Source organism: Muricoccus vinaceus (assembly GCF_042433125.1).
Taxonomy (GTDB): Bacteria; Pseudomonadota; Alphaproteobacteria; order Acetobacterales; family Acetobacteraceae; genus Roseomonas; species Roseomonas vinacea.
This window is the reverse complement of record NZ_JBHLVZ010000002.1, coordinates 329,907-339,790: the sequence shown is the minus strand read 5'-3', so window position 1 is coordinate 339,790 and position 9,884 is coordinate 329,907. Positions and strand designations below refer to the sequence as shown.

Genomic DNA, 9,884 nt, shown 5'->3' with positions numbered 1-9,884 from the left:
GCCGGATTGTGGCAAGGCCGGGGTCACATCGTGACAAGACGGGCCGGCGCGGTCCATCGGGAAAGGTCTCGCGCGGCGGGTCCGTTACGTAACAGGTGGTGGGCGTGTCACTCGCCTTCAAGCGGGCGGGGGAGGCGGGCGGGGCAGGGCGGTCTGGCCGAGCACCCACCCCTCCCAGCGCCGCACCCAGGGGTCGGCGGGGATGAAGTCGGGCCGGGTGCCGTCCAGCACGGACACGACGCAGAGCAGCCCGAGCAGGCTGTCCACGCGGTCCTCGCCGGCGGCATCCGCGCCCAGCCCGCCGTCGATGGCGGCGGCAAGCGCCGGCACGGGAACGACGCGGAGGCGGGCCATCGCCGCCCGCAGGGCGGGGGCGGCCGCCCGGCGGGCGGCCTGGGCGCGCTTGCTGCCGGGAAACCGGATGCCGAGCTGGCGCATGGCCTCGGCCGGGTAGGTTTCCGCCAGCACGGCCACGCCAGGGCGGAGAAGGGCGGCGAGCGGCCCCTCGAAGGGCCAGAGGCGCAGCGGCGCGCCGGCCGCCAGCGCCGGGCCGATCCAGTCCCGCCAGGCGGCGATGGCGGCCTTGCCGGACTGGTTGGCGCCCAGCGTCCAGAACACGGGGGCTCCGGCCGGGCGCTCGGCGGTGGCGCGGTCGCAGAGGCGGGACAGGTGCTCCGGGCCCGCCATGCCGAGCGCCGCGGCATGGGCGGCGCGCGTCATGCCGCGCAGCCCGCGGGCAGGATAGAAGGGGCGCGCGGGCGAGACGGTGTCCAGGCTTTCGCTGACCTGGAGGAAGGCCGGGTTCTCCGGCAATGCCCGGAGGAAGTCGGGGAAGCCGGGCTCCGGCCGGGCGGCGGCCCAGGCGCGGGGAAGGCCGAGCGGCAGGTCGAGGCCGATGGCCACGGGCGCGCCTTCCGCGATCAGGTCGGCCGCGAGAACGGCGGGATCGCCCACCGGGCGCGGCGCCTCGGCCAGCCATTCCCCGCCGCGCCGGCGGGCGACCGAGACCCAGCGCTTGCCGGGATGGGCCGACCAGTCCGCGTGGGCGGCGATCCGTTCCGGCGCGCTCAGCGGCCGGGCTTGGAGGGCTGCTTCTTGAGGGGCTGCTGGGCGCGGTCGAGCAGGCGGCGGAACAGGCCGGGCTTCTTGGGCGGTGCGACCTCCGCGGCGCGGCGGCCGGCATCGGCGGTCATGGCGCGGCGCTCCTCCTCGCGCTCCTTCTCCTTGGCGGCGAGCCACTTCTCCAGGCTCATGCCGTTCTTGGCGGCGCGCTTGGCCTCGTAGGCGCGCTGGGCGTCGGTCATGCGCGGGGCGGCCGGCTTGGGCGGGGTGGCCATGGCGATACACTCGCGTTCGGGGCGGCAGGGTGCGTGGGGTGCTGTTGAATGGCGTGGCGGAAGGCGGGCGGCAAGCCCCCGCTTGCGGCGCCGCGCGGGCTGGGGCAGGGGTGCGCCATGGAAGCACGGGTGAAGGCGGGCCTCTGGGCCTCGATGGCGCTGCGGATGGGGGACCTCGCGGGGCGCCCCGGCGCGGTGCTGCGCAAGGGCGACCCGGACAGCGGGGGCATTCTCTGCGTGCTGCGCGGGCGGGAGGGGCTGGTGGTGCTCTCCCAGACGCGGGACGCCGCGGGGCGGCCGGCCTGGATGCGCGGCAGCGGCCCGGCGCCGGTGGACGACGCGGCGGCGGATGCCTACGTGGCGCGGCAGGTGAAGCGCGACCCGGATCTCTGGGTGCTGGAGTTCGAGGCGCCCGACCTGCTCCCGCCCTTCGAGGCCGTCCTGATCTGAGGACGGCGCGCCGGGCCTTCAGCGGTCGGTCAGGCGCAGCTCGATCCGGCGGTTGCGCGCCCGCGCCTGGGGCGTGTCGGCGGTGTCCACCGGCTGGAACTCCCCGAAGGCGGTGGCGGCCACGCGGTTCGCCGGCAGGCCGTTCTGGATCATGAGCTGGGCCACCGCGATCGCGCGGGCCGAGGACAGCTCCCAGTTCGAGGCGAAGCGCGCGGTGTTGCGCAGGGGCGAGTTGTCGGCGTGGCCGTCCACCCGCAGCACCCAGTTGGTGCCCTCGGGGATGCGGCGGGCGATGTCGAGCAGCAGGGTGGTGACGTTGGCGATCTGCTCCCGCCCGGCATCGGACAGGTCGGCGCTGCCGACGGGGAACAGCACCTCGGACTGGAACACGAAGCGGTCCCCGCTGATGCGGATCTCCGGGCGGTCGCCCAGCACCTCGCGGAGGCGGCCGAAGAAGTCCGAGCGGTAGCGCTGCAGCTCCTCCACCCGCGCGGCGAGCGCCGCGTTCAGGCGCGTGCCGAGGGCCGCGATCTGCGTGTCCTTCTCCTTGTCCTGCGCCTCCCGGGCGTCGAGCGCGGAGGCCACGCGGCGCAGCTCGGCACGGAGCGAGTCGAGCTGCTGCGTGAGAACCGCCGCCTGGGCGCGGGCGCTCTCGGCCAGGCGGGCGTATTCGCCGGATTGCGCCTCGGCGGCGCGGCGGGCCTCGGACTCGGCGCGGGCCGAACGGGTGGCGTCGGCCAGCAGGGCCTCGGCGGCGCCGCGGCCTCGGGCGGCCTCCGCGGCGGCGGCCTCGGCGGCCTGGCGGGCGCGGGCGGCCTCGGTGGCGGTGGCCTGGGCGGCGTCGCGCGCCGTGGCGGCGGTTCCGGCGGCTGCGGCTGCGGCGGTGGCCACCCCTTCGGCCTCGCGGCGGCGGCGCTCCTCGCCCTCGGCCCTGGCCAGGGCCTCGCGCGCCTGCTGCTCGGCCTGGTCGCGCAGCGCCGTCAGCGCGCGGAGCTGCTCGCGCAGGGTGGCGATGTCCGACAGCCGCGCCTCGATGGTGGCGCGGTCGGTGGTGACCTGCCGGTCGAGCGCCGTGGCCTGCTCGCGCAGCGCGGCGAGGTCGCGGCGGGCGGCCTCCAGGGCGGCGCGGGTTTCGGCGAGGCTCCGCTCGGCGCCCTCCCGGGCGGCCTGCTCGCCGGCCAGGGTGCGGCGGGTCTCGGTCAGGCCGCGCACGGTGCGGGCGGCATCGGTGCCGGCGGCGTCCAGCGTGCCCAGGGCCTCGGAAAGGCGGGATTCCAGGTTCGCGACCCGGGCCGCGTTGCCGGAGGCGGCGAGGTCCGCGTCGGACAGGCGCGCGGCGAGGCGGTCGCGTTCCTCGCGCAGCGCGTCGCGGGCGGTGCCGGCGCGGGCGGCCTCGGCGCGCAGGCCCTCCAGGTCGCGGCGGGCGGCGTCGCGCTCGGCGGCCGCGGCGCGGGCCTCCGCCTGCGTGCGGCCGAGGTTGGCGCGCAGCTCCTCGGCCCCGCCGCGCTCGAGCGACAGGAGCTCGGCCAGCTCGGCCACCTGCCGGTTCAGCCGGTCCAGGGCGCGGTCGCGCGAGGAGAGGGCGACCGACAGGAAGCCCTGGGCGAGCACGAAGACCAGCAGGACGAAGATGATGATGATGAGCAGCGTGGCGAGGGCATCGACGTAGCCCGGCCAGGCGTTGACGGCGCCGCCCCGCGCGCCGCGGCGGCCGTTGCCTAGCGCCATGGGGGCGCGGCCCGGGTCGGGATGTGCCTCACGGGGCGGGCGGCGCCTCGGCCAGGGCGGCGATGGTGCGGGCCAGCACCTTGATCTCGGAGCGGATCTCCTGCGTCGCCTGGGCGCGGCCCTGAGCGGATTCCTCCAGCAGGCGGGCGAGGTAGAGCTCCACGTTCCGCAGGTGGCCGCGCGTGGCGGCGTCGTTCTCGTTGGGCTCGGCCATGCGCGCCAGGATGGGGGCGAGGCTCGCCTGGCCCTCGGCCACGCGCTGCATCAGCACCTGGTTGGCGCGCATCTGGTCGGTCAGCACGCTCAGGCGCTCCGTGAGGGTTTCCAGCGCGCGGCCGGAGTTGGCGCTGCGCTCCTCCCCGCGGGCCAGGATGCGCTGCAGGCCTTCCAGGTTCTCCGCGGTCTGCTCCAGCAGGGCCTGCACATAGGCGGGCACCGAGCCGCCCTCGGCGCCGTCGTTGCCCAGCACCCCCGAGGACAGGCGCGTGACGCCCGCCAGCCATTCCTCCAGCTCGTTGTAGAAGCGCGACTGTGCCTGCCCGGCGGTGAGGTCGAGGAAGCCCAGCACGATGGAGCTGGCGAGGCCGAGCATGGACGAGGAGAAGGCGACGCCCATGCCCTGGAGCGGCTGCGCCAGCCCGGACTTGAGCTGGTTGAAGAGGTTGGTCACGTCCCCCGTGCCGACCGACATGTTCTGGATGACCTCGGACACCGAGCCGATGGTCAGGATCAGGCCCCAGAAGGTGCCGAGCAGGCCGAGGAAGATCAGCAGCCCCGTCATGTAGCGCGACAGCTCGCGCCCTTCGTCGAGGCGCGAGCCGATGCCGTCCAGCACGCCGCGCATGGCCCCCGTCGAGAGGGAAAGGCGTTCCGGGCGGCGGGAGGCGAGCATGGAGGCCATGGGCGCCAGCAGCTGCGGCGGGCGCGGCGCGGGCTGGCCGGGCCTGGGCGCGCGGAAGGCGTTCAGCCAGTCGGTCTCGCGCTTCAGCAGCACCACCTGGCGGAAGCACCAGGCGGTGCCCAGCCCCAGCACGGCCAGGATCAGGCTGTTCAGCACGGGGTTCACGGCGAAGGCGTGCTGCAGCTCGCCGAAGAGCAGCGCGGCGACCAGCACCACGCAGACCAGGAAGAGCACCATCCGCAGGATGTAGCGCGTCGGGTCGGTCATGGCGTTGACGGTCATGGCGTCTCGTTCATGGCGTCTGCCCGCCTCCCTGGTTGGTGCTGCCCTGGGCGTTCCGGCGGGGCGGGGGGGTGGCGGTGCGCGGCTGCGCGCCGCCGGCCGAGGCGCGCGGCGGGGGGGCGGGCGGCGGCGGCGGGATGGGCGGCGGCTCCGGCGCGGGCGGGGGCGGTGTGTCGCGCGGCGGCGGCGCGGGCGGGGCGACGATATCCAGCGCGTCCAGGCCCTCGGGCGTGCGGCCCATGGGGCGGATGTCGATGCGCGTGCCGGGCAGGCCGCCTCCGGTGAGCGCGCCCTTCAGCATGATGGCGCGCGCCAGGCTGGTGCGGCGGGCCACCGACGGGTCGTCGGCGGGGGCGGACACCTGGGCGACCACGGTCACGCGGCCGGTGGTCTGCTCGGCGAGGAAGCGGCCGATGGTCTCGATGGCCATGCGGGCGCCGTGGTCCGCCTCACCGCGCCCCGGGCGGCCCGTGATGCGCCAGCCGCCGATGGGGATGGGGGCGAAGTCGGGCGCGAGCTGGAGGTCGGGCAGGACGGGGATGTTGGGGCGCAGCGGGCCGGTGGCGAGGCTGACGGGGGCGGGCGGTGCCTGGGCGGGCTCGGACGGGGCCTCCGTCTCGGCGGCTTCGGCGGCGGAGGACTGGCCCGCCGCCGGCGCCGGCGTGGCGCAGGCCGGCCAGGCGGCCGCGAGGAGCATCGCCACCGCGGCCAGGGCGGCGCTGCGCGCAGCCATGCCGGCCCCGACCCGTCCGGACGCAGCCCGTCTGGGCGCGGCTGGCGCGGCTGGGCAAGGGGTTGCTTCTGGGGTCACGGCGCGGAGGGTAGCCCAGGTTGGGCGGTGTGTTGAAGCGGAGGCACCGTCTGGGAGGGAGCAAGGGCGGTTTGAGGCGGTATGCGGTTCGGGGCCCGCACCGGCCAGGGCGGGGCCCGGAAGGCCGCCGCGGCCACGCGCGGGGCACCGGCCGGCGTCACGCGGGGCGCGTGCGGGCCCTGGTTGCCGCCGCCTCAGCGGCTTCCTTCCGGCGGGTGGCCGAGGGGCATGCGGAAGGTGAAGCGGGTTTCGCCGGGGTCCGAGGCGGCGGCCAGCGTGCCGCCGTGCACCCGCGCGATCTCGGAGGCGATGAAGAGGCCGAGGCCGAGTCCCTCCTGGTTGGGCCGGAGGCTGCCGCGGAAGAAGGGGCGGAACAGGCCGGGCAGAACATCGGGCGGGATCGGGGTGCCGCTGTTGGCGACCCACAGCTCGAAGCTGTTGTTCTCGGTCGCCGCGCCGATGCGGATGGGGGAATCCGCCGCGCCATGCGTCAGCGCGTTGCCCAGCAGGTTCGAGAGGAGCTGGGCGATCCGCGCCTGATCGGCGGCCACGGGCCGGGTGATGGCGATGCGGCTCTCGATCGCGCGGTCCGGATGGATGGAGCGCAGCTCGGAGACCGTGTTCTCCAGCACCTCGCCCAGCGGGTCGCGGCCGGTGGTGTCCAGCACGAGCCCGTCGCCCAGGCGGGCGCGGGCGAAGTCCATCAGGTTGTTGATCAGCCCGCTGACCCTGAGCACGCTGGACTGCATGAGGGCGAGGATCCGGCGGCCGGACTCGTCCTGCACGGAGCGCCCGAGAAGGCGGGTGCCGGAGGAGATGGAGGCCACGGGGTTGCGCAGGTCGTGGCCGAGCACGGCGATGAACTGCTCGCGCAGCTCCGCCAGCTCGCGCTGCTCCACCAGCTCCGCGCGCGTGCGGAGGAGTTCCTCGTCGGCCTTCAGCTGCGCCGCGATCAACTCGGCGAAGAGGCGGAACATGCCGAGGGTTTCCGGATTCTCCAGCCGCGTCGGAAGGGGGTCGATGGCGCAGAGCGTGCCGAAGAAGCGCCCGTCCGACAGGATGATCGGCACGGAGATGTAGCTCTGGAACCCGTGCATCGCCGGCACCGGGTGGTGGCAATAGGCGGCGCTCTCGGACACGTTGCCGACCACCACGGGCTCGCCGCTCTGCCAAGTCTCCCGGCAGAGGGTGGTGGCGATCTGCAGCTCGTCGCCGGGCCTGAGGCCGAACCCGATGCTGTCGAGCGTGCGGCAGGCGACCCAGTGCTCCTCGGTGACGCGCGCGACGGCGGCGAAGCGCATGCCGGTGATGCGGCAGACCACGTCGAGGATCGAGGGAACGGCGTCGAGGCGCGCGACGGACTCGACATCCCTCCGCAGGTCGTCGGGCAGCCCCGGGGCCTGGTCCGGGGAGGTTTCGCCGGCCAGGGTGAGGTCCTGCCGCCCGGCCATGCCGGAGGATGGTGGAACGCTGTTCACGGTCGGATACCCTCCTCGCCGCAGGGGCAACGGGACGCGCGGCCACATCGCCGGCCGGCCAGGGCGCATTCTGCGCCGCTGTGAATGGACCTGTCACGGCCCGCCCTTCCGGCGGGCCGCGCCTCAGGCCGGCGGGAGGCCGGGCGGGACCCCGGGCTCGGTGCCGGCGCGGCGGCCGGCCACATAGGTCATGCCCTCGGCCACCGCTTCCCGCAGCTTGCCGTGGAGGAAGGGATTGCCGGCCACGATGTTGCCGGTGGCGTAGGGGTCCTCGTCGCCGGGGCCGGTGACGTAGCCGCCGGCCTCCTTGACCATGATGATCCCCGCCGCGCAGTCCCAGCGGTTGAGGCCGAGTTCCCAGTAGCCCTCGTAGCGCCCGGCCGCGACCCAGGCGAGGTCCAGGGCGGCCGAGCCGAAGCGGCGGATGCCCGCCACCTGGGGCATGAGCTTCGCGAGGGTGGTGGAGAATTCCGCGCGGTGGGGCACCTTGGCGAAGGGGATGCCGGTGGCGAAGAGCGCCGCATTCATGTCGCGGCGGCCGGAGACGCGCAGGCGCTTGTCGTTGAGAAAGGCGCCGCGGCCCTTCTCGGCCCAGAACAGCTCGTCGGTGGCGGGGTTGTAGATCACGCCGGCCACGACCTCGGTCGCCGTCGGGCTCAGCCGGTGCTCGATGCCGACCGAGATGCACCACTGCGGGATGCCGTGCAGGAAGTTCGTGGTGCCGTCGAGCGGATCGACCACCCAGCGCCATTCCCACTCCGCCTCGCCGCTCTCGCCGCTCTCCTCCATCAGGAAGGAGAAGGAGGGGCGGGCGCGGCGCAGTTCCTCGCGCAGCGTCTCCTCGGCGCGGAGGTCGGCCTGGGAGACGAAGTCCCCGGGCCCCTTCGCGCTGACCTGCAGGTTCTCCACCTCCGCGAAGTCGCGCAGCAGCCGCCGCCCGGCCTTTCGGGCGGCGTTGATGACCACGGTCATCGCGGGGGAGAGACGCGAGGAGGGCTGGGCGCCGGACATGATCGGTTTTCCTGGAAGGGCCTCAGCCCTTCGCCCGCTCCAGATAGGTCGCGTCCTCGGTGCGGACGACGATCTTCTCTCCGGCGGTGATGAAGGGGGGCACCATGACCTTGACGCCGTTGGACAGCACGGCGGGCTTGTAGGAGGAGGAGGCGGTCTGCCCCTTCACGACGGGATCGGCCTCCACGACCTCCAGCACCACGGTGTCGGGCAGGCCGATGGCCACCGGCTCGCCCTCGATCAGGCGCACGTTGACGGTCATGTTCTCGACCAGGAAGGGCAGGCGGTCGCCCAGGATCACCGCGGGAACGGTGGTCTGCTCAAAGGTCTCGGGGTCCATGAGCACGATGTTGTCGCCGTCGGCGTAGGAGTAGTTGAACTCCTTGTCCTCGGTGTTCAGGCGCTCCACCGTGTCGGCCGTGCGCCAGCGCTGGTCCTTCTTCGCGCCGGTCTTGATGTTGCGCATGTCGACCTGGATGATCGCGTTCCCCTTGCCGGGAATCATGATGTTCTGGCGCAGGATGGTGTAGCGCTGGCCCTCGAACTCGATGACCATGCCGGCGCGCATCTGGTTGGCCTGCATCTTCGCCATGGGCGGGGCGTCCTGTTCTTCGTTCGGAAATCTGGATTGGGGGCGGGCAATACACGCGGGGGGCGGGGCATGCAACCGCGGCGCCCCGGCCGCCGGCCGGGTCACCTCGCGCCCGCAGCAAGGCTCACGCCCGTGCGAGCGGCTTTACGGGGACAAGCTGCGGATGAACCTGCGGGCGGCTCAATAAACCATTGTCAAGGCACAATTATTCGCTGTTCCAACCTGTGGAAAACCCTGTGAGGAACCTGTGGGGCGGGGGTGCCGCGCTGGGGATGGCACCCTCGCGCAATCAGTCCGCATAGGCGTTCGTGGCCTCGATCACCGGCTTCCACCGGGCGATGTCGGCCATCCAGAAGCGCCGGTGCGCCTCGGCGGTCGCGTCCTCCTGCGGGACGGGGGCGGTGCCGATCTCGGTGAAGCGCTGCACGATGCGGGGGTCGCGCAGCGCGGCCTGGAGCGACTGCGTCAGCCGGGCGCAGACCGGGGCGGGGGTGCCGCGCGGGGCGTAGAGGCCGTGCCAGACGGTGACCTCGAAGCCCGGCAGCCCGGCCTCGGCCGTGGTGGGGATGTCGGGCAGGGTGGCGATGCGGGCGCGCGAGGGGGTGGCGAAGACGCGCACGGCGCCGCTCCGGATGTATTCGGTGGTTTGCGTGGTCTGGTCGCAGAGCAGGTCCACGCGGCCCCCCAGGATCTCCTGCATGGCCGGCCCCGTGCCGCGGAACGGGATAACGGTGGGCCGGGCGCCGATGGCGTTGGCGAGGAGCGCGCCGCAAAGGGCGGAAGAGGAGCCGATGCCCGCATCCGCCAGGTTGAAGCGGTCCCCCTGGGCCTTCATGAAGGCGACGAGTTCCGCGAGGTTGGCGGCCGGCAGTTCCTTGCGGCCGACAAGGGTCATCGGCACCTCGGTGACGAGGCCCAGCGGCTCGAAGCCGTTGACGGGATCATAGGCGAGGCGGCGGTACATGGTGGGGATCACCCCCATGCCGATGTGGTGCAGGAGGATGGAGTAGCCGTCCGGCCGCGCCGTCGCCACGCGCTGGGCGCCGAGGGTGCCGCCGGCGCCGGTGCTGTTCTCGACGACCACGGGCTGGCCGATCTCGCGCGACATGCTCTCGGCCAGGAGGCGGCCGACGATGTCGGTGGGGCCGCCGGGGGCGAAGGGGATGGTCATCGTGATCGGGCGGTTCGGGAACCCGGCCTGGGCGCGCGCGACCCGGGGAGCGGCGAGGGCGGCGAGGCCGGCCGCCGCGAGGCCGCGGCGCGTTGTCCTGGTCATGGATGGTCTCTCCCTGTG

The 9,884-nt window shown here is 74.2% G+C and carries 10 protein-coding genes; 1 reads left to right on the top strand and 9 read right to left on the bottom strand.

Features of this window, described 5'->3' with window-relative positions:
- Window positions 1–117: 117 nt before the first annotated feature.
- Together ACFFIC_RS03390 and ACFFIC_RS03385 are read right to left on the bottom strand one after the other, a co-directional pair.
- Window positions 118–954: a hypothetical protein gene (locus ACFFIC_RS03390; RefSeq protein ID WP_377048656.1), complete on the bottom strand. Its 837-nt coding sequence runs from the start codon at window positions 952–954 to the stop codon at window positions 118–120.
- A 113-nt stretch (window positions 955–1,067) separates the two neighbouring features.
- On the bottom strand, window positions 1,068–1,337 hold the full coding sequence (locus ACFFIC_RS03385) for a hypothetical protein (RefSeq protein ID WP_377048655.1): 270 nt from the start codon (window positions 1,335–1,337) through the stop codon (window positions 1,068–1,070).
- Window positions 1,338–1,454: 117 nt separating this feature from the next.
- Here ACFFIC_RS03385 and ACFFIC_RS03380 point away from each other — a divergent pair, with 117 nt between their 5' ends.
- Window positions 1,455–1,787 (top strand): DUF1491 family protein, encoded by a 333-nt coding sequence (locus ACFFIC_RS03380; RefSeq protein ID WP_377049263.1) that lies wholly within the window; start codon window positions 1,455–1,457, stop codon window positions 1,785–1,787.
- 18 nt (window positions 1,788–1,805) lie between these two features.
- Here ACFFIC_RS03380 and ACFFIC_RS03375 read toward each other — a convergent pair whose 3' ends face one another.
- The 7 genes from ACFFIC_RS03375 to ACFFIC_RS03345 all read right to left on the bottom strand — a co-directional run bounded on the left by ACFFIC_RS03375 (window position 1,806) and on the right by ACFFIC_RS03345 (window position 9,866).
- Entirely contained in the window at window positions 1,806–3,515 is a 1,710-nt protein-coding gene (locus ACFFIC_RS03375) for a peptidoglycan -binding protein (protein WP_377048654.1), read from the bottom strand.
- Between the two features lie 28 nt (window positions 3,516–3,543).
- Window positions 3,544–4,683 (bottom strand): flagellar motor protein MotA, encoded by a 1,140-nt coding sequence (locus ACFFIC_RS03370; RefSeq protein WP_377049262.1) that lies wholly within the window; start codon window positions 4,681–4,683, stop codon window positions 3,544–3,546.
- Window positions 4,684–4,708: 25 nt separating this feature from the next.
- On the bottom strand, window positions 4,709–5,431 hold the full coding sequence (locus ACFFIC_RS03365) for a hypothetical protein (protein ID WP_377048653.1): 723 nt from the start codon (window positions 5,429–5,431) through the stop codon (window positions 4,709–4,711).
- 272 nt (window positions 5,432–5,703) lie between these two features.
- Window positions 5,704–6,987 (bottom strand): sensor histidine kinase, encoded by a 1,284-nt coding sequence (locus ACFFIC_RS03360; RefSeq protein ID WP_377048652.1) that lies wholly within the window; start codon window positions 6,985–6,987, stop codon window positions 5,704–5,706.
- A 123-nt stretch (window positions 6,988–7,110) separates the two neighbouring features.
- Window positions 7,111–7,959, bottom strand: a complete 849-nt coding sequence (locus ACFFIC_RS03355) for an inositol monophosphatase family protein (protein WP_377049261.1) — start codon at window positions 7,957–7,959, stop codon at window positions 7,111–7,113.
- A 61-nt stretch (window positions 7,960–8,020) separates the two neighbouring features.
- Window positions 8,021–8,590: an elongation factor P gene (efp, locus tag ACFFIC_RS03350; protein WP_140886279.1), complete on the bottom strand. Its 570-nt coding sequence runs from the start codon at window positions 8,588–8,590 to the stop codon at window positions 8,021–8,023.
- Window positions 8,591–8,879: 289 nt separating this feature from the next.
- Window positions 8,880–9,866 carry a tripartite tricarboxylate transporter substrate-binding protein gene (locus tag ACFFIC_RS03345; protein WP_377048651.1) on the bottom strand — a complete coding sequence of 329 codons (987 nt, stop codon included), beginning with the start codon at window positions 9,864–9,866 and terminating at the stop codon, window positions 8,880–8,882.
- Window positions 9,867–9,884 lie beyond the last annotated feature (18 nt).

Bases quoted from the DNA above. Each gene is read 5' to 3' on its own strand.
- ACFFIC_RS03375 (WP_377048654.1), bottom strand. From the start codon at position 3,515: ATGGCGCTAGGCAACGGCCGCCGCGGCGCGCGGGGCGGCGCCGTCAAC.
- ACFFIC_RS03380 (WP_377049263.1), top strand. From the start codon at position 1,455: ATGGAAGCACGGGTGAAGGCGGGCCTCTGGGCCTCGATGGCGCTGCGG.
- ACFFIC_RS03355 (WP_377049261.1), bottom strand. From the start codon at position 7,959: ATGACCGTGGTCATCAACGCCGCCCGAAAGGCCGGGCGGCGGCTGCTG.
- efp (WP_140886279.1), bottom strand. From the start codon at position 8,590: ATGGCGAAGATGCAGGCCAACCAGATGCGCGCCGGCATGGTCATCGAG.
- ACFFIC_RS03345 (WP_377048651.1), bottom strand. From the start codon at position 9,866: ATGACCAGGACAACGCGCCGCGGCCTCGCGGCGGCCGGCCTCGCCGCC.
- ACFFIC_RS03385 (WP_377048655.1), bottom strand. From the start codon at position 1,337: ATGGCCACCCCGCCCAAGCCGGCCGCCCCGCGCATGACCGACGCCCAG.
- ACFFIC_RS03365 (WP_377048653.1), bottom strand. From the start codon at position 5,431: ATGGCTGCGCGCAGCGCCGCCCTGGCCGCGGTGGCGATGCTCCTCGCG.
- ACFFIC_RS03370 (WP_377049262.1), bottom strand. From the start codon at position 4,683: ATGACCGACCCGACGCGCTACATCCTGCGGATGGTGCTCTTCCTGGTC.